Annotated in this window: 19 protein-coding genes; 3 read left to right on the top strand and 16 right to left on the bottom strand. The window is 68.9% G+C overall.

The genetic code is table 11. The features are described 5' to 3' along the window. Positions 1-9 precede the first annotated feature (9 nt). Together AC5RW2_RS06445 and AC5RW2_RS06440 are read left to right on the top strand one after the other, a co-directional pair. Positions 10-1,413: an NAD(P)/FAD-dependent oxidoreductase gene (locus AC5RW2_RS06445; protein ID WP_494073807.1), complete on the top strand. Its 1,404-nt coding sequence runs from the start codon at positions 10-12 to the stop codon at positions 1,411-1,413. Between the two features lie 76 nt (positions 1,414-1,489). After that, entirely contained in the window at positions 1,490-1,852 is a 363-nt protein-coding gene (locus tag AC5RW2_RS06440) for a cupin domain-containing protein (RefSeq protein WP_493999959.1), read from the top strand. A gap of 4 nt (positions 1,853-1,856) precedes the next feature. Here AC5RW2_RS06440 and AC5RW2_RS06435 read toward each other — a convergent pair whose 3' ends face one another. The 15 genes from AC5RW2_RS06435 to ffh form a co-directional block, all read right to left on the bottom strand. Continuing rightward, a complete protein-coding gene (locus tag AC5RW2_RS06435; protein WP_493999960.1) occupies positions 1,857-2,180 on the bottom strand; it encodes a DUF2469 domain-containing protein in 324 nt (107 codons plus the stop codon). Positions 2,181-2,213: 33 nt separating this feature from the next. Then, entirely contained in the window at positions 2,214-2,912 is a 699-nt protein-coding gene (gene rnhB, locus AC5RW2_RS06430) for a ribonuclease HII (RefSeq protein ID WP_494022923.1), read from the bottom strand. After that, on the bottom strand, positions 2,909-3,730 hold the full coding sequence (gene lepB / locus AC5RW2_RS06425) for a signal peptidase I (RefSeq protein WP_494012304.1): 822 nt from the start codon (positions 3,728-3,730) through the stop codon (positions 2,909-2,911). Before lepB (AC5RW2_RS06425) ends, rnhB begins: the two co-directional genes overlap by 4 nt. A gap of 5 nt (positions 3,731-3,735) precedes the next feature. Then, on the bottom strand, positions 3,736-4,446 hold the full coding sequence (lepB, locus tag AC5RW2_RS06420) for a signal peptidase I (RefSeq protein ID WP_494073806.1): 711 nt from the start codon (positions 4,444-4,446) through the stop codon (positions 3,736-3,738). Between the two features lie 32 nt (positions 4,447-4,478). After that, the gene (rplS, locus tag AC5RW2_RS06415; RefSeq protein WP_493941266.1) at positions 4,479-4,838 is read right to left on the bottom strand and encodes a 50S ribosomal protein L19; all 360 of its coding nucleotides are present in this window, start codon (positions 4,836-4,838) and stop codon (positions 4,479-4,481) included. A gap of 248 nt (positions 4,839-5,086) precedes the next feature. After that, positions 5,087-5,956 (bottom strand): tRNA (guanosine(37)-N1)-methyltransferase TrmD, encoded by an 870-nt coding sequence (trmD, locus tag AC5RW2_RS06410; RefSeq protein ID WP_494073805.1) that lies wholly within the window; start codon positions 5,954-5,956, stop codon positions 5,087-5,089. Then, complete coding sequence (rimM, locus tag AC5RW2_RS06405) at positions 5,957-6,505, bottom strand: ribosome maturation factor RimM (RefSeq protein WP_494073804.1); 549 nt, start codon at positions 6,503-6,505, stop codon at positions 5,957-5,959. A 109-nt stretch (positions 6,506-6,614) separates the two neighbouring features. Then, positions 6,615-6,854: an RNA-binding protein gene (locus tag AC5RW2_RS06400; protein ID WP_493977361.1), complete on the bottom strand. Its 240-nt coding sequence runs from the start codon at positions 6,852-6,854 to the stop codon at positions 6,615-6,617. After that, positions 6,854-7,282 carry a 30S ribosomal protein S16 gene (gene rpsP, locus AC5RW2_RS06395; protein WP_494073803.1) on the bottom strand — a complete coding sequence of 143 codons (429 nt, stop codon included), beginning with the start codon at positions 7,280-7,282 and terminating at the stop codon, positions 6,854-6,856. The genes AC5RW2_RS06400 and rpsP overlap by 1 nt, the downstream gene beginning before the upstream one ends. A 229-nt stretch (positions 7,283-7,511) precedes the next feature. Further along, positions 7,512-7,997 (bottom strand): hypothetical protein, encoded by a 486-nt coding sequence (locus tag AC5RW2_RS06390; RefSeq protein ID WP_494073802.1) that lies wholly within the window; start codon positions 7,995-7,997, stop codon positions 7,512-7,514. A gap of 69 nt (positions 7,998-8,066) precedes the next feature. Next, on the bottom strand, positions 8,067-8,954 hold the full coding sequence (locus AC5RW2_RS06385) for a VOC family protein (RefSeq protein ID WP_493999967.1): 888 nt from the start codon (positions 8,952-8,954) through the stop codon (positions 8,067-8,069). A gap of 64 nt (positions 8,955-9,018) precedes the next feature. Then, positions 9,019-10,278 carry an eL24 family ribosomal protein gene (locus AC5RW2_RS06380; RefSeq protein ID WP_494073801.1) on the bottom strand — a complete coding sequence of 420 codons (1,260 nt, stop codon included), beginning with the start codon at positions 10,276-10,278 and terminating at the stop codon, positions 9,019-9,021. Between the two features lie 23 nt (positions 10,279-10,301). Further along, positions 10,302-11,015: an alpha/beta hydrolase gene (locus AC5RW2_RS06375; protein WP_494073800.1), complete on the bottom strand. Its 714-nt coding sequence runs from the start codon at positions 11,013-11,015 to the stop codon at positions 10,302-10,304. A gap of 10 nt (positions 11,016-11,025) precedes the next feature. Continuing rightward, the gene (locus AC5RW2_RS06370; protein ID WP_494073799.1) at positions 11,026-11,583 is read right to left on the bottom strand and encodes an NUDIX hydrolase; all 558 of its coding nucleotides are present in this window, start codon (positions 11,581-11,583) and stop codon (positions 11,026-11,028) included. 268 nt (positions 11,584-11,851) lie between these two features. After that, positions 11,852-13,438: a signal recognition particle protein gene (gene ffh, locus AC5RW2_RS06365; protein ID WP_494012310.1), complete on the bottom strand. Its 1,587-nt coding sequence runs from the start codon at positions 13,436-13,438 to the stop codon at positions 11,852-11,854. Between the two features lie 311 nt (positions 13,439-13,749). On the opposite strand from ffh, the gene AC5RW2_RS06360 reads away from it, so the two are divergent. Then, positions 13,750-15,144: a glucose-6-phosphate dehydrogenase gene (locus AC5RW2_RS06360; protein WP_494073887.1), complete on the top strand. Its 1,395-nt coding sequence runs from the start codon at positions 13,750-13,752 to the stop codon at positions 15,142-15,144. Between the two features lie 43 nt (positions 15,145-15,187). Here the strand turns inward: AC5RW2_RS06360 and AC5RW2_RS06355 are convergent, their stop codons facing one another. Then, complete coding sequence (locus AC5RW2_RS06355; RefSeq protein ID WP_494073798.1) at positions 15,188-17,008, bottom strand: HNH endonuclease signature motif containing protein; 1,821 nt, start codon at positions 17,006-17,008, stop codon at positions 15,188-15,190. Positions 17,009-17,396: the final 388 nt, after the last annotated feature.

The following is a 17,396-nucleotide window of genomic DNA, read 5'->3' as shown; positions in this document are numbered from 1 at the left end:
AACCCCACCATGAGCAAAAAACTGATCACCGAGACGGCCTCGACGGTTAACGGCAACGTCTCCTTCTGGTTTGCCGAGGACGGGCTGCCCGCGCCCCGGCCGGCCCTGGCCGGCGACACGACGGCCGATGTCGCCATCGTCGGCGCCGGCTACACCGGGCTGTGGACGGCGTACTACCTCAAGAAGGCCCGGCCGGAGCTGGATATCGTCGTGCTGGAGAGCCGCTTCGCCGGCTTCGGCGCCTCGGGCCGCAACGGCGGCTGGCTGACCAACAGCATCACCGGCGGCCGCGGCCAGTACGTCAAGGCGCACGGCCGTGCGCTGGTGGGCCGCTTCCAGACGCTGCTGAACGAGACGGTGGACGAGGTTATCGCGGTCGCCGGTGCGGAGGGCATCGACGCCGGTGTCCGCAAGGGCGGCGAGCTGAATGTGGCCCGCAATCCGGCCCAGCTGGAACGGCTCAAGGCCCTGGCCGCAGCCGAGGCCGAGTGGCCCGAGGCCGGCGTCCGCCTGCTGAGCGCGGCCGAAAGCAGCGAGCGGGTCCGGATTGCCGGCACGCTCGGCGCCGTCCACCAGCCGCACTGTGCCCGGATCCATCCGGCCAAGCTGGTGCGCGGCCTGGCGGAAAGGGTGGAAGCTTTGGGCGTGCGCATCTACGAAGACACCACCGTCACCGAAATCAGCCCCCGGCTGGCGTGGACGGAGAGGGGTGATGTCCGGGCCGAGTACATTCTGCGGGCGACGGAGGGCTTCACCGCGAACCTGAAGGGCTCGCACCGCGAATGGCTCCCGATGAATTCGTCGATGATCGCCACCGAGCCCCTCGGAGACGACGCCTGGGCGGCGATCGGGTGGAATGAGTTCGACACCGTGGGCGACATGGCGCACGCCTACATGTACGCCCAGCGCACGGCCGATAACCGGATTGCGCTCGGCGGGCGCGGCGTGCCCTACCGGTTTGGCTCCAAAACGGACACGGACGGGGCCACCCAGCCCGAGACCATCCAGAACCTGGCCGCGATCCTGCACGACATGTTCCCGGCCACCCGCGGCGCACGGATCGACCATGCCTGGGCCGGTGTGCTGGGCGTCCCGCGCGACTGGAAGGCCACCGTCGGCCTGGATCGGGAGACCGGCATCGGCTGGGCCGGCGGGTATGTCGGCACCGGCGTGACCGCGACGAACCTGGCCGGCCGCACACTGCGGGACCTGGTGCTGGATACGGAGAGCGAACTGACCACCATGCCGTGGGTGAACCGCCGGGTGCGCACCTGGGAAGTGGAACCCCTGCGCTGGATTGCCGTCCAGGCCATGTACGCGGCGTACTACGCCGCGGACAAGTCGGAGAACTCCGGCCGCACCTCAACCTCCCCGATTGCCAAGGCCGCAGACCTCATCTCCGGCCGCGCCTGAAGTACTTCGCGCTGGTCGGGCGGCGCGAGCATGCCCTGCCCGACCAGCGCGGCCCACCCCTTGGAAAGGATCAACCATGTCCATTGACACCATTCACCTCCCGGCGGCGCCCCACGCCGCGCTCGGAGCGCCCGGGCCCAAGCCCACGGCGGTCACAGAGGGGCAGCAGGAGGCATCGCGCGAAATCTGGAGCGCGGACAGCCTCAACGTGGGCATCTGGGAGTGCTCCCCCGGTTTGTTCACCGCGGTGCGGGACGGCTACCACGAGGTCTGCCAGATCCTGGCCGGGCGGGTCACCATCACCGCCGAGGGGCAGAAGCCGGTGGAAGCCGGCGCGGGCGACACCGTCGTCATGCCCGCCGGCTGGAAGGGCACGTGGGAAGTCCACGACACCGTCCGCAAGACGTACATCACCCTGGACGGGGTCGGCGGCCGGTAGCCGCTCAGCCGCCGAGCCCGCCCTTGGGCAGGGTCAGGTCGTCGTTCTTTGCCAGTTCCTCGACGTTGACGTCCTTGAACGTGATCACGCGCACGGATTTCACGAACCGGGCGGAACGGTAGACGTCCCAGACCCACGCGTCCTGCAGGGTCAGGTCGAAGTAGATCTCGCCGTCGGCAGAGCGCGCCTGCAGGTCCACGTGGTTGGCCAGATAGAAGCGGCGCTCGGTCTCCACGACGTAGCTGAACAGGCCGGCGACATCGCGGTACTCCCGGTAGAGCTGCAGCTCCATGTCGGTCTCGTAGTTCTCAAGGTCTTCGGCGCTCATGTATCCATCCTGCCCCAGATTGCCCCGCGGCGTTTACTCCGCGAGTTCGACGGCGGGCATCAGCGGTTCCTCGGGGGTCAGCCGCCAACTTCGGCGGTGCAGCTCCGAGGGGCCGATGCCCAGCAGGGCGGCGCGGTGCGCGGCGGTGGCGTAGCCCTTGTTAATGTCCCAGGCGTAGTCCGGATAGTCCGCGGCGTAGCCGGTCATCATCGCGTCGCGCTCCACCTTCGCCAGGACGCTGGCCGCGGCCACGCTGAGGCACTGCAGGTCCGCCTTGATCCTGGTCCGGACCGGTGCGTCGCAGCCGGGCTGCGCGACGTCGTCGAAGAGCGACGGCTCCCCCGCCGACAGCCAGTCGTGGTTGCCGTCGAGGATCACGATGTCCGGGCGCGCGGTGGCCAGCACCTGGCCCCAGGCCCGCGCGCCGGCCAGCCGCAGGGCCGCCATCAGGCCCAGCGCGTCGATTTCGGCGGCGCTGGCATGCCCCACGCCGTAGGCCGTCGCCCACTTGTGGATCTTGGGCACCAGGGCCACCCGGTCCGCCGGGCTGAGCAGTTTGCTGTCGCGGACGCCGCGGATCTGCTTGGCCGAGGTCGCGTCGATGGCGACCATCCCTACGCTGACCGGTCCGGCCAGGGCCCCGCGGCCCACTTCGTCCGCACCGGCGACCAGCCGGTGGCCCGCCTCCGCAAAGGACCGCTCGAAGCGCAGCGTGGGGTTCCTGCCGGTCACGGCGCCTCGTCCTGCCGGGCCAGGGCCGGCTTCCCGCCGCCGGACGCTTCGGACGGTTCCGGGACGCCGTCGAAGACCTCGGGGTAATTGCCCAGGAAGCCCAGCCGGTCCAGCGGCCAGGCGATGACGCTGGCCTTGCCCTCGACGGATTCGAGGTCCACGAAGCCCCTCGACGCCTCGTCCTGGTGTTCGCGCGAGTCCGCGGAATGGTTCCGGTTGTCGCCCATGACCCAGATTTTACCCTCGGGCACCGTCACGTCGAAGGGAATCCGGGTGTTGTCCGAGCCCGGCGCCAGGTAGGGATCCTCGTCCAGCGGCTCCCCGTTGACCGAGATGCGGCCATCGGCGTCGCAACAGACCACCTGGTCGCCGCCCAGGCCAATGACGCGCTTGACCAGGTGCTGCTGGGACGCGTCCGGCATCAGTCCGACGAAGGTGAGGATCTGCTGGAACCAGTTGCCTTCATCCGCCCCGTTCGGCGGCAGCCAGTTGAGCTTGTCCTGGAAAACCACCACGTCGCCGCGGCTGAGCTCAAACGGCTGCGGGACCAGCAGGTTCACGAAGATCCGGTCGTCGACCTCGAGCGTGTCCTCCATCGAGGTGGACGGGATGAAGAAGGCGCGGAAGAGGAAGGTCTTGATCAGGAAAGAGAGGACGACGGCGACCGCGACGATCGTGGCGATCTCCTTCAGCCACGACAACAGGGAGTTCCGCCCGGCGTTCTTGCGTTCGCTCTGCCGTTCGCGCTGGCGTTCGCGCTTCCGCGGCCCGGAGGCATCCGGCTGGTACCCGCCAGTGTCCTTCGGGTCCTGGTCCATACTCACTATCCTCGATTCTCCGCTGGCTGGGCATCCAACTGTATCCGGTCCAGCCCGGACACCCGGTCGAGCGGCCAGATGATGCTCATCGGGCGGCCAATGACCCGCTCGACGGGGACCATGCCGCCGCCGGGCGCGCCGAGGAGGGCCCGCGAATCGGCCGAGGCCGACCGGTGGTCCCCCATTAACCACAATCTATCCTTGGGCACCTGGACCGAGAACTCCACCTCGCTGGGCGCGTCGCCGGGAAAGAGGTAATCCTCCTCGACGGGCTCGCCGTTGACCAGCAGCCGTCCGTCCGGGCCGCAGCACTCGACCGAGTCCCCCGGCAGGCCGATCACGCGCTTCACGTAGATGGTGTCGCTGCCGGCAATGCCCAGCCACTGGCCGGCCTGCTGCGCGGCGTCCACGAACGGGGACTTGCCGCTGTTAAAGGGCGCGAACGAGCCCCGCCCGTCGAAGACCACCAGGTCGCCCCGCCGGATCCCGCCGAAGTGGTAGTCGGTGCGGGAAACCAGGACACGGTCGCCGGTCTCCAGCAGCGGCTCCATCGAGCCGGACGGGATGTAGTACACGTCCAGCAGCGTGGCGCGCACGACGGCGCTGAGCACCACGGCGCAGGCGACGACGGCCAACACAAAACGCCAGCCCGGAAGTCCGGGCCGGCGTCTTGGTTGTTCCCCCGAGGCTTCGGGGGAACCAGGGAGGTGCTGCACTGGTTAGGTCAAGAAGTTGCCGGTGGGCAACTTTACTTGGCGGTGCCGAAGTCGCGCTTCTCCTTGATGCGGGCTGCCTTGCCGTGGCGCTTGCGCATGTAGTACAGCTTGGCGCGGCGCACGTCGCCCTTGGTGACGACCTCGATGTGGTCGATGATCGGGGAGTGTACCGGGAAGGTACGCTCCACGCCCACGCCGAAGGAAACCTTGCGGACGGTGAAGGTCTCGCGGACACCATGGCCCTGGCGGCCCATGACGAAACCCTGGAAAACCTGGATACGGGCGGTCTTGCCTTCGATGATGTTCACGTGCACCTTGACGGTGTCGCCGGCGCGGAACTCGGGAACGTCGCTGCGCAGCGATGCTGCGTCAACAGAGTCGAGGATATGCATTTCTCACTCCTGGTGAACGCCACAGGTCATTCACTTTGGTCACGGCAGGACGGTCAGGCGGTGCCTGCAACGGTCGCTGCCGAAATTCAGGAAACCGGCCATCCGGGAATCGGCGGCCGGAGAGTCCGGCTGTTGGCGACGCTCCCCCTGTGGCAGGAACGTGCCCAGCGGACACAATCCTCTATTTTGCCACACGGCAGGGCCCAAGCTCTAATTCCGCCGCCCAAGCCCTGCATGCCGCCCCAGCCCTACATGCGGTGTGGCTGAAGCTCCGGGTGCGCCGAATCCGGCACGACCCGCTCGGGCGTGACGGTGTAGCCGAGACCGGCCAGGGTGGCGCGGTCCTGCTTGTCCAGGGTTTCCGGATCCAGGGCCAGGACCAGGTCCGGGCGGCGCGCGGCGGTGCGGCGCAGCTGTTCGTCGCGGCGGTGCCGGGCAATCTTGGCGTGGTTGCCGCTGAGCAGCACGTCCGGGATACCGCGGCCGCGCCACTCGGAGGGTTTGGTGTAGACCGGATACTCCAGCAGTCCGTCCGAGTGGGACTCCTCCACCAGCGAGTCGGGGTTGCCGACGACGCCGGGAACCAGCCGGCCCACGGCCTCGACCATCGCCAGCACGGCCACCTCTCCCCCGTTCAGCACGTAGTCGCCGAGGCTGACCGGGCGGACCCGGAAATGTCCGCCCGCCCAGTCGAGGACTCGCTCGTCGATGCCTTCGTAGCGGCCGCAGGCGAACACCAGATGGTCCTCGGCGGCGAGCTCGTAGGCGAGGGCCTGGTTGAAGACCTCGCCGGCCGGGGACGGGACGATCAGGACCGGCCGGGCGGCGGCCGGTTCGGGGACCGTGTCCGCGCCGGGATCCGGGCGCGCCGGCAGGTCTCCGCCGGGGCTCGCGGCAACGACCGATTCGAGCGCCTGCGCCCAGGGTTCGGGCTTCATGACCATGCCCGCGCCACCGCCGTAGGGAGTGTCGTCGACGGTGCGGTGGCGGTCGGTGGTGAAGTCGCGCAGGTCGTGGACCTGCAGCTGCAGCAGCCCGTCCTGGCGCGCCTTGCCGATCAGCGACAGGTCCAGCGCGGCCAGGTACTCCGGAAAGATGCTGACGACGTCGATGCGCACCTAGCGCTCCCCCTCGCCGTCGTCGGGGGCCTCCTGCGCATCCGGCGAGTTCAGCTCGAACAGCCCGGCCGGCGGGGTGAGCCGGACAAAGCCGGCCTCCACGTTTACCTCCGGCACGATCTCCTCGACGAACGGCACGAGGACTTCCCCGCCGTCCAGGTCCTCCACGACCAGCAGGTCCTGGGCGGGCATGGTGTTCAGGCCGGAGACCTTGCCGACCACGTCTTCCCCGATGCGCACCTCGAGGCCGACGAGCTCGTGCTCGTACCACGCGTCGTCGTCGTCCTCGACGTCCTCGGTGTCGACGAAGAGCCTGGCGCCGCGGAGTTCTTCGGCGCCGTTGCGGTCGGCGACTTCATGGAAACCCAGCAGCAGGATGTCCTTGTTCCAGCGGGCACTGCGCACCGTCAGCGGCCCCAGGCCGGCCGGCTCCACGGTCAGCTCGACGTCGGGGACGAAGCGATCGGCCGGGGCGTCGGTCAGCACCTGGACCGTGACCTCGCCCCGGATGCCGTGCGGCTTGCCGATCCGGGCAACTTGTACCTGCATGCAGACTCCTTTGGAAGAAAAACGTCCGGCCCCTGGACCATTATCTGGTACAGGGGCCGGAGGTTATGGAATGGTGCCCGGCTCGATGCCGGGCAGGCGCCGATCCGGATCAGCGGCGGCGGTCGGTATCGACCACATCCACGCGGACCTGGTCATCGGCCAAGGCGTTCACCACGGTGCGCAGTGCGCGGGCGGTGCGGCCCTGGCGGCCGATGACGCGGCCCAGATCCTCCGGATGAACACGCACCTCGATGATGTCACCGCGGCGGTTGCTCTTCTGCGTTACCTTGACGTCGTCAGGACTGTCAACGATCCCGCGGACCAGATGATCGAGCGCTTCGGCCAGCATTACTCAGCCTTTTCGGCTTCGTCTGCGGCTGCTTCCTCGGCCGGAGCCTCGGCAGCTTCTTCCTTCTTGGCCTTCGGGGTGATGGCCTCGGGGACGATCACGGAGTCCTTTTCGGGAGCCACGAAGGCTTCCTTGGCAGCCTTGGTCTTGAGGGTGCCTTCCTGGCCCTCAATACCCTTGAACTTCTGCCAGTCGCCCGTGATCTTGAGCAGAACTTCGGCCTGCGCGGTCGGCTGGGCGCCGACGCCGAGCCAGTACTGGGCACGCTCGGAGTTGATCTCGATGAACGAGGGCTCTTCGGTCGGGTGGTACTGCCCGATCTCCTCGATGGCACGGCCGTCGCGCTTGGCGCGGGCATCCATGACAACGACGCGGTAGTGGGCAGAGAACTTCTTACCGAAGCGCTTAAGGCGAATCTTTACGGCCACTGTTGTGGTCACTCCTGGTTCTGAAAATGGGCGAACCCGTATGTCTGCTCCCGTGGGGCGGGCCATGGTTGGGGTTCAAAGGACAAGATACACACGCGGAGAGAGGGGCCGCGCAGATCGAGTACCTGTCTATTGTGCCAGATGGGAACCAATCCGCGCGACTTGGCGACGGCGGCGCGTTGCCACCGGTTCGGCGGCAGGCACTTCAGGCCGCTCGACCCGGGAATTGTCAGGCTTCGGCGGTCGTGGACCAGACGTAGAGCTGCTGGCGTTCGGCCTGCTCCGCCAGCGACGCCAGCTGTGCAATCCGGCGCACGTTGTCTTCGGCGATGGCCCCGCTGAACGGCATGTCCTCTTCGGCGGCCCACCGCGAGGCAACCTCCGGGATCAGGGAGGCACCGTCGTCGTCGGTGTAGGTCAGCAGTTCGGCCAGCGACTGGACCATGGCATCCGGGGCAACCATCAGGTAGTCGCTGGAGACGTCGGCCATGTCCAGGGCCTCGCCGCCGGCGGCGCCGACGGCCTTCGCGGCCAGGCCGCCGAGGATCTCGATCTCCAGGTCGGTGACCCCGTTGAGGCGAAGGCTGGGCGCATCCTCGACCTCGGCCATCGGCCCGTCGGTTTCCCGGCGGGAGTCGACGCTGGCCTCAAGCTCGGCGGCGCGCCGGACGGCGACATCGTGGGTGGCGACGAAGATTTCGGTGGTTCCGGACATCTGCAGGTCCTTCCGCGGCTAGACCGAGTGGTACCTCTTCAGCCTAGCCGCACCGGGCGGGATTGCGCCTCAGCCGACGGCGACGCGCAGCTGGTTGCGCCACGGGTCCTCGAAGCGCAGCTCGGCCCCGGTGTGGTGGTGGGCGATGCCGGCGCTGGTGAGGCGTTCGGTCAGGGCGCCGACCTCGTCCTCGGTCGGCACGTGGATCAGCACCTCGCCCAGGCCCAGGGTGTCCTTGCGCGGCCCGGCGCCGCGGCTGTTCCAGACGTTCATGGCCATGTGGTGGTGGTAGCCGCCGGCGGCGACGAACAGTGCCTGGCCGTGCCAGCCGGCGGTGCGTTCGAAGCCGAGGGTCTTCACGTAGAATTCCTCGGCGACGTTGGTGTCGCCGACCTGCAGGTGCACGTGGCCGATCCCGGCGCCGGCCTCGCGCTGGGTGGACAGCGACTCCTCGGTCAGGTGGCTCTGCAGGTAGGTCTGGGGGTTCAGGGCCAGGCTGTCCATGTGGACCTCCTTGCCGTCGGCGGTCTCGTTCCAGGACCACTGGTCGCGGGGGCGGTCCCAGTAGAGCTCGATGCCGTTGCCCTCCGGGTCGGTGAAGTAGAACGCCTCGCTGACCAGGTGGTCGGCGCTGCCGGCGAACCGGGAGGGGTCGGTCTGCGCCGCGGTGGCCACGGTGGCGGCCAGATCCGACTGGTTCTCGAACAGGAAGGCGGTGTGGAAGAGGCCGGCTTCGCCGCGGGACGGCAGCTGCAGCCCGTTGGCCGGGGCCAGGTGGAGCAGCGGCGTGGTGCCGCGGCCCAGGTAAACCCCGCCGAGTCCCTCGGAGACCGGGTCCAGTCCCAGCGCCTGCTGGTAGTAGTTGGTCATGTTCTTCATGTCGCCGACCTTGAGCATCACGGTGCCCATGCTGAGGTCGGCCGAGAGCAGGTCCTGGGGGTTTACTTGAATGTTCATGCAATTAACAATACTTGAAGCTTCACGTTTATTCCAGTCCGAACGCCTGCCGGTGTATCAGTGGTCAGCGGCGGCGCCGGTACGCCAGGTAGCTGCCCAGGGCCACGTCTCCGGCCGCCTGCAGCACCAGCCCCAGCGCGCCCGCGCGCAGGAACCGGGAGCTTGCGGGCCGCCGTCCGGCGGCGCGGAACAGCAGGGCGGCGCCGGTGGCGGCCGCTGCGGCGCTGCCGGCCAGCAGGGCCGGGCGCGCGACGACGGCGCGCTGCCACGCCGCCAACGGCCCCCTGCCCTCGGCCGGAGTGCTGGCCAGTTCCAGCAGCGCCTTGCCGATGGACTGGACGGGAATCGATTCCATCCCGGGGACCCGGTCGGGCTGCAGCGACCCTTCGGCGAGCCGGGCGGCGATCGGCGGCAGTTGCAGCAGTTGCCCGGCGCGGGCCAGGATCCCGGGCTCGTCCGGGGAGGACAGCAGGTCCTGCAGCCCCTCGACGGCGCCCGGTTCCAGGCCCAGCACATCGCTGAGCCGTTGCGTGTCGGGGCCTTCCGGGTGCACGATCCGGCCGAGCAGCCGCAGCGCCTCGGCGTCGGCCCGGGACGCCGAAGGGAACGGCTTGGCCGGCGCCTCCCAGGCGTGCCAGAAGCTGGTGTCCGGGTCGCTCCGCGTGCCCGGCAGCCATGCCTCGACGGCGCGGAAGCCGTCCAGGTCCATCAGCGCCACGATCGGTTTGGCCGAGGCCGGCCAGTTGTAGAGCCCGGGCGCGGCCTCCCCGTAGACCAAGACGATCCGCTGGCCGGGTGCGGCCCGGTCCGGCGCGCCCGGCGCGCCCGGCGTGCCCGCATCGGGCTCCAAGACGTGGAGTTCCACGCCGTTGAGGGCGCCGAACATCATCAGGTCCTCGCGCCGGAACCGGCCCACCAGCACGGTGCGCAGCTCGGCGGCGTCCGGCGCTTCGAGCTCCTCGGCCTCGTCCGGTTCCGGCATCTCCTCCACTTCCAAAGCCGCGTCCGGTGCCGGTGCCTCGTATTCGATGCCGTCAATCTCCACGGCCGCCCCCAGGTCGGCAGAGAGCCCGCGGACCAGGGCCGCGACGTCGGGCCCGGGCACTGCCCGGCCGGCCGGATCCAGGACGGCGGCGCGCTGTTCCCCGTTCACGGCCAGGAGCACGGAGACAACGCTGTCGCCGGCCTGGGGGGCGCCGCCCGCGAAGGCACCGAGCAGCGAACGGTCGGTGAGCTGCTGCTGCAGGGCGGCCACGCCCGCTTCGTCCAGCGGCCACGGCCACCACAGCTGTCCTGACGCCGGTTCCCAGGCTGATTCATTCATAGCTCCACGCTAGCAACCTCTGATCAGTCCGGCAGTGTTGCCCCGGCCAGGAAGGCCGCCAGCAGGGCATGGCCCCGGTCCGTGTCCTGCGGGCGGTGGTGCCCGCCGGCGTGGCGGTGGACGGCGCCGGTGGCGGCCAGGTATTCGGCCACTTCCTCGTACAGCGGTTCCCAGCCGCCGGTGACCACCAGGGTGGGCAGGCCCGGCACGATGTGCAGCGGCGCCTGCCAGGGCGGCGCCTGCAGGCGGACCCGCATCGCCTGTGCCCGGTCCGCCACGGTGGCCAGCGGCAGCGCTTCTGCGCCGACTACCAGCCGGACGAAGGCGCGCTGGTATTCCTCGTCGGTCAGCTCCCGCCGCGCGTCGAACAACGGCTCCAGCCGCTCGCGGTAGGCACGGGTGGCCGGCAGGTCCGCGGTCAAGGACAGGCAGGCGGGTTCGAACAACGTGAGCGAGTGCACCCTGCCGGGCTGTTCGACCGCGGCCATCATCGCCGCGACGGCACCCTGGGCGTGAGCGACGACGTGGGCACCCGGGCCGAGGTGCCGGCCGACGATCCGGGCGTCCTCGTCAAAGTCGGTCGGCCGGGGCTCAGCCTGCGGGTCGAACCCGTGGCGGCGCAGGAACAGGCAGTCGTAGCGTCCGGCGAGGCGGTGCTGGCGCGGCCAGGCGGCGGCCCCGAAGCTGTCGGTGCCGTGGACAAAGACCACCCGCTCCCCGCTGCCACTGACTGCCATGGGAGAAATACTAAACGCCGGAACCCACGGTTCCCTTGGAGTCGCCGGCGGCCTCCGCCGCCCAGACGTGGGGCACCAGTTCTCGTTCCGGGACGCGCAACTGCCCGGTCCGCAGCGGCTGCCCGTGGCGCAGTTCAACCACGGTGAGCAGTTCGTGGGCCCGGAGCCCCGCGGCCAGCTGGGCCGATTGCGCCGGGCCCAGGACAGCTTCGGCCTGCTCGACGGGCAGGAAGACCGCCTGTCCCCCGGCACCGGCGGCGAGCTCACCGCCGTCGTACGTTCCGCCGTCGTACACGAAGGTAATGGCTTCCGCGGCTTCGCCGTCCAGCGGCTGGTAATCCAGTGCGAGGATGCGCCCGGGCGGTACGAGCAGGGAGGACTCGGCGAGCACTCGGGCCGCTGCCGCGCGCGGGTCTTCGCCCGGCCGGACCGGCGCCGCCGGCAGCCGGGGCCCGCCGGGATTGTCCACCAGCACCACGGAGCCGCCGACACTGCGCACGATCACCGCGACGGTGTCCCGCCGCTTTCCGGGCTGGCCGTCGTCGTCGCCGCGTGCCTGCTCTGCCACAAAACTCCTTCGCTGCGCTGCCGCCGGTGGCCGGTTGTCGCCGAGCGAATGGGCCGCCCGTGCAGAGAAGCCGCGTAATCCGCCGGTCCGTGTCCCCCCGTTGAAACGATTCGACAACCAGCTTACCTTCCGGAGCATGGAAAGCGCGGCGCGGCGTGGATAAGCGCCCCCGCCGGCGGAATGGCAAATGCCCCGCCGAGAATCGACGGGGCATTTATCTGCAGCGGTACAGCCTTCGCGGTAGGCCTTGGCGGCTACAGCTTCGGGGCTACTTGCCGAGGAACTTTTCGAATCCCTTGGGCAGGTTCAGCGCCGACGGGTCGAAGTCCTGCCCGTCCTGCGGGACGCCGAAGGCGCTTCCGGCGGGAACGGAGGCCTTGTTCTTCCGGCGTTCCTCGGCCTCGCGCAGCTCCTGTGCCGCCTTGGCCGGGTTGCCGGAGCGGGCCTTCTTCTTGCCCTTGGCGGTTTGCTGCTTCTTCCGGGCGCCACCGAAGCCGCCCGGCCCGGCCACGCCCGGCATGCCCGGGATGCCGCCGCCCTGGGCCATCTTCTTCATCATCTTCTGGGCCTGGCCGAAACGCTCCAGCAGGCCGTTGACCTCGGACACGTGCACGCCGGAGCCCTTGGCGATGCGGGCTCGGCGGGAGCCGTTGATGATCTTCGGGGCAACGCGCTCGTGCGGGGTCATCGACCTAACGATGGCCTCCACGCGGTCGATTTCCCGTTCATCGAAGTTCTCCAGCTGCTGGCGCATGTTGGCGGCGCCGGGCATCATCATGAGCATCTTCTTCATCGAGCCCATTTTGCGGATCTGCTGCATCTGGGCGAGGAAGTCGTCCAGGGTGAAGTCTTCCTGGTCGGCAAACTTCTGGGCCATCCGCTCGGCTTCGCCCTTGTCCCAGGACTTTTCCGCCTGCTCGATCAGGGTGAGCATGTCGCCCATGTCGAGGATGCGATTGGCCATCCGGTCCGGGTGGAAGATCTCGAAGTCGTCCAAATTTTCGCCGGTGGAAGCGAACATCACCGGCTTGCCGGTCACCGACGCGACGGAGAGCGCCGCGCCGCCGCGCGCATCGCCGTCGAGCTTGGAGAGGACAACGCCGGTGAAATTGACGCCTTCGTTGAACGCCTGCGCGGTGTTGACAGCGTCCTGGCCGATCATCGCGTCGATCACGAAGAGGACTTCGTCCGGGTTGACGGCGGCGCGGATGTCAGCTGCCTGCTGCATCATCTCGGCATCGACGCCGAGTCGGCCGGCGGTGTCCACGATGACGACGTCGTACAGCTTTTGCCGCGCCTCGGCCACGCCGTCGCGGGCCACGGCCACCGGATCGCCGGTAACGGCGTCGAACTCGGACTGCACGCCCGGGTGCGGGGCGTAGACCGGCACGCCGGCGCGCTGGCCGTTAACCTGGAGCTGGGTCACGGCATTGGGTCGCTGCAGGTCGGCGGCCACCAGCAGCGGGCTGTGGCCCTGGCCCTTGAGCCACTTGGACAGCTTGCCCGCCAGGGTGGTCTTGCCGGCACCCTGCAGGCCGGCGAGCATGATCACCGTCGGCGGGGTCTTGGCCAGCTTGATGCGCCGGGTCTCCCCGCCGAGGATGTTGACCAGCTCGTCGTTGACGATCTTGACGACCTGCTGGGCCGGGTTCAGGGCCGCGGAGACCTCTTCGCTGAGCGCGCGTTCCTTCACGTGGGCCGCGAACTCGCGCACCACGGGCACCGCGACGTCGGCGTCGAGCAGGGCTCGCCGGATTTCGCGAACGGTGGCGTCGACGTCGGCCTCGGACAGCCGTCCCTTGCCGCGCAGATTCTTGAAGGTCGAGGCCAACCGGTCAGAGAGTGAATTGAACACGCGCCGTGTCTACTTTCGTCGATCTGGTTCACAGTCCCCGGGCCGCGCCGGAGTTCAGCACTTAAGGGTATCAACTGGCGGTGGCAGCAGTCGCGCCGGAAATCGCGACCACTCGGCCGTCGGCTCATATCCCGCCGAGGAACCGCGGCAAGGAGGAACGCCGGTGGGGTCCGAGCTCGCCCGGCCCATGGACCGTTCCCCCTGCGGTACAGCCGTGGCAAGGTGGGAACGTGAGCGTTGAACAGACCCAGACACAGGAAAAGACCCAGCCCGAGGACGTGTCCGCCCCCGCAGCCGAGGGGCCGCTGCAGATCCGGACGTTGCTGATTTTGGGAGCTTCCGGCGATCTGACCGGCCGGCTGCTGCTGCCCGGGCTGGGCAAATTGATCGCGCAAGGCAGGACCAGCGGGCTGAAAGTAGTGGGCGCCGGCTCGGATGACTGGGACGAGGGCAGGTGGCAGGAACGCGTCCGCGGCGCCTTCGATTCCTGCGCGGTGGACGCGAACGACGACGGACGGCGGCAACTGCGCGACGTCCAGGAAAACACGCGGTACCACTCGGTGGACGTGACGGTGGAGGGCGCACTGGCGGAATTGCTGGCCGCGCTGGATTGCCCGGTGGCCGTGTTCTTTGCCCTGCCGCCCGCGGTCAGCCAGAAAGCCTGCGAGCTGCTCCGGCCCGAGGACGTGCCGGAGGGAACACGGCTGGTGTTGGAAAAGCCGTTCGGCTCCAGCCGTGAATCGGCCGCATCGCTGAACAAGACGCTGCTGAAGCTGGTGCCGGAGGACCATATCCACCGGGTGGACCACTTCCTGGGCAAGGCAACGGTCTTCAACATCCTCGGCCTGCGCTTCGCCAACCGCTTGCTGGAGCCGCTGCTCAGCAATGAACATGTGGCGAAAGTCGAGATCTTCTACGATGAGGGGCTGGCTTTGGAGGGCCGTGCCCGTTACTACGACGGGGCCGGCGCGCTGCGTGACATGATCCAAAGCCACTTGTTGCAGGTGATGGCGCTGACAGCCCTCAACGCCCCGGCCACCATCCATGAGCGGGACCTGCGCGACCATATCGGCAGCGTCCTGCGCGCCAGCAGCGTCAACCCGGATTTCGGCAAGAGCACTCGGCGTGCCCGCTATACCGCCGGCAGGATCGGCGACCGCGACATCCCGGACTACGCCGACGAACAGGGCGTGGACCCGGCCAAGAAGACCGAAACCCTGGCCGAGGTTGAAGTCTCAATCAACAACTCCCGGTGGTCCGGCGTGCCGTTCATCCTCCGCTCGGGCAAGGCTTTGGGCAAGCCGCAGAAGGAAGTAATCATCACCTTTAGGCCGGTCAACCACCTGCCGACGGGCTTCAAGGGCATCGACGCCCCGACGCGGCTGCGGATCGGGCTCGGACCCGAAACCCTTCAACTTGAGATCGATGTGAACGGTCCCGGCGACATCTTCACTCTGGACCGGGCGGTCATGAGCGCCGACCTGCACTCGGCCGACCTGCTGCCCTACGGCGAAGTGTTGGAAGGCGTGCTGCGCGGCGACCCGCTCCTGTCCGTCCGCGGGGATACCGCCGAGGAGTGCTGGCGGATAGTCGAGCCCGTGCTGAAGGCCTGGGAAAAAGACGAGGTGCCGCTGGAAGAGTACGAAGCGGGCAGCAACGGTCCGGCCGGTTGGTCAACTTCCCGGAGCGACAGGCCGCTCCCCTGACGTAAATAGGGCCGCCAATTACCTAGAACGGGTGGCAGGGCGTCTAGAACGGCGGCTGAGTGTTGTCCCATGGGCCGTCCGTGGCTTCGCCGCCGCCGGTGTCGCCCTCGCCGCGGGTACAGTCCCGGGGACTTTTGGCTCCGTTGCCCGGGCTTTCCGTGGCTTCTTCTGCGCCGGGGGCTGAGGGGATCGTGAGTGTCCAGCCTTGGTCGGGGGTGGTGGTGTGGGTGTGGCCGGAGCGGGTGGTGAAGTGGAGGGTCCCGTCGGGGTCTTGGGTGACGGTTCCGCCGCCGTGGTGTTTGGTTTTGTGCCCGGGTTTGCATCTGGCGCTGAGATTTTCGATGACTGTTGTGCCGCCGTCTTCCCAGGCGATGGTGTGGTCGATGTCGCAGTGGTCGGCGGGGACGGTGCAGCCGTAGTCGCGGCAGTGGCGGTCGCGTAGCCGGACGAGGCGTTTGAGCCATTCGGGCGGGTGGCGCAGGTCTTTGGCGACGGCGGCTGCCTTGCCATAGTCATCGCTGAGCACGATCAACCAGGACTTGGCCAGCGCGGCAAGGTCGCGGGTCATGCCCGGCGGGATCGGCCCGTAGCCGGTGAGGTCGCCGGGTTCTTCGGCGAGCCGGAGCAGGGTGTGCAGGGGCGCGGTGACGGCGACCGAGGCGGTCACATTCCCGGCACCGCAGGTACAGGGCCCCTGCCCTGCCGTCCCTCCGGCTGCCGTGTCTCGGGCGGTGTCCGCCGCAACTCCTGTGTCCGGGATTTCGGGGCAGGTTCCTTTGGTGGTGCCCGGTAGAGTCCCGGCGGCTGCGGACCCGGTTGCAGCTGCGGTTGCGGCAGCAGTTCCGGACTGGGCCGTTTCCCGCAAGTTGGCTGCGGTTTGGGTGGCCGCTGTTCCGCAGTTGTCGGTGGCCGTCTGGGTGGCGGTTGTGTCGCCGGCTGCGGTTCCGGTGTCTGTGTCTGTGGCTGTGGCGGGCTGGTAGGCGTGGCCTGGGTAGCGCAGGAGCATGTCGGTGAACACGTCGGCGCGGAGTTGGCCCAGGGTGCGGGTTTCGTCCGCGGTCTGGAGTTTGCGGGCGTGGGCCTGCATCAGGTTGTAGGCGAGCAGCGCTTTGTCCGCGCTGGTGCGGATGTAGAGTTCGGCCATCCCGTCGTCCTGGGGCTGGTATTGCACGGTGCGGCGTTCCATCGCGGCACGGTGCCGGATCTCGAGGGGTTCGGGGTGCAGCCGGTCGCGGACGGTGCGGGCCCGGGCCTGGACGGATTCCAGGGTGATGGTCCCGGCGCCGGGAACAACGCGGGCTTCGTAGCCGGCCAGGGCCTCGGGCGACAGGCCGGCGCCTTTGCGGGCGATGGCGGTGGCGCGGGGCAGGTCGAGGTCGCCGTTGTCCAGGGCGGCGAGGGTGGCGGGCAGGCAGGTGGCGATCTGGTGTGCGTCGGCCAGTTCCGCTGCCGCGCGTTGGCGGGGCAGAGCCAGGATGGGTGCCAGCTCGGCGGCGGCGTGCCGGCAGATCCCGTCCGGCGCCCCGGCGTCGGGCCCGGTTGCCGGGCGGAGCACCACCAGGCGGTGCACGGCCCGCAGCCGGCGGGACTGGGTCCAGGCCTCGTGTTTGCGCACCGCCTGAAGGTAGTCGAGGGTCGACCAATCGTCCAGGGCCGCGGGGTCGGTGCCGGCGAGCAGGCCGGCCAGTTCCGCCGGTCCCAGCTCCTGCCAGTCGTCCGCCCACCCCCGCGGGACCGGTACCGATTCGGCGGAACCATTGTCGGGCGCGGCACCATTGTCGGGCCCGGCACCATTGTCGGACGCGGCAGGGGTACCGGAGGATTCCTCCGGCTCCTGTGCCTCGTCCAACGGTTCCGCTGCCATACTTCAACGCTACGCAGCCCACGCCCCGGGTAGAACGAGTCTTCGAGGAAAGTGCATAACCTGCCCCCGACACCTTCCTGTGTAGGACAACTCAGCAGGCCAATGGCTGAACGGGGAACCCTCCTTCCCTGTGGAGGACAACTCAGCCAGCCAATGGCTGAACGGGGAACCCTCCTTCCCTGTCGGCGAATGGCTGAACGGGGAACCGTCTTTCCCAGTGGAGGACAACTCAGCCGGCGGACGACTGAACGCGAAGCCGACGGTGCGTCTGGGGGGGAACCAGCCCACCTTCAGGCGAGGAAACCGCGGCGCCGCCGCAGTTTCCCGGCCGCCCAGACTCCGAAAGTGCACGCCCGCGCACCGGAAGACCCGGTTGCTCCGGACGCCG

Source organism: Arthrobacter sp. B0316-1-20 (assembly GCF_059091865.1).
Note: the sequence above shows the minus strand (reverse complement) of the source record. Positions and strands in the feature narration are given on the sequence as shown.

What these genes read in the sequence shown, in the direction of transcription:
- AC5RW2_RS06445 (WP_494073807.1), top strand. Translation starts at nt 10, where the DNA reads ATGAGCAAAAAACTGATCACCGAGACGGCCTCGACGGTTAACGGCAAC.
- AC5RW2_RS06440 (WP_493999959.1), top strand. Translation starts at nt 1,490, where the DNA reads ATGTCCATTGACACCATTCACCTCCCGGCGGCGCCCCACGCCGCGCTC.
- AC5RW2_RS06435 (WP_493999960.1), bottom strand. Translation starts at nt 2,180, where the DNA reads ATGAGCGCCGAAGACCTTGAGAACTACGAGACCGACATGGAGCTGCAG.
- lepB (WP_494012304.1), bottom strand. Translation starts at nt 3,730, where the DNA reads ATGGACCAGGACCCGAAGGACACTGGCGGGTACCAGCCGGATGCCTCC.
- AC5RW2_RS06385 (WP_493999967.1), bottom strand. Translation starts at nt 8,954, where the DNA reads ATGAACATTCAAGTAAACCCCCAGGACCTGCTCTCGGCCGACCTCAGC.
- AC5RW2_RS06390 (WP_494073802.1), bottom strand. Translation starts at nt 7,997, where the DNA reads ATGTCCGGAACCACCGAAATCTTCGTCGCCACCCACGATGTCGCCGTC.
- rimM (WP_494073804.1), bottom strand. Translation starts at nt 6,505, where the DNA reads ATGCAGGTACAAGTTGCCCGGATCGGCAAGCCGCACGGCATCCGGGGC.
- AC5RW2_RS06355 (WP_494073798.1), bottom strand. Translation starts at nt 17,008, where the DNA reads ATGGCAGCGGAACCGTTGGACGAGGCACAGGAGCCGGAGGAATCCTCC.
- AC5RW2_RS06400 (WP_493977361.1), bottom strand. Translation starts at nt 6,854, where the DNA reads ATGCTGGCCGAAGCGCTCGATCATCTGGTCCGCGGGATCGTTGACAGT.
- AC5RW2_RS06380 (WP_494073801.1), bottom strand. Translation starts at nt 10,278, where the DNA reads ATGAATGAATCAGCCTGGGAACCGGCGTCAGGACAGCTGTGGTGGCCG.
- rplS (WP_493941266.1), bottom strand. Translation starts at nt 4,838, where the DNA reads ATGCATATCCTCGACTCTGTTGACGCAGCATCGCTGCGCAGCGACGTT.
- AC5RW2_RS06375 (WP_494073800.1), bottom strand. Translation starts at nt 11,015, where the DNA reads ATGGCAGTCAGTGGCAGCGGGGAGCGGGTGGTCTTTGTCCACGGCACC.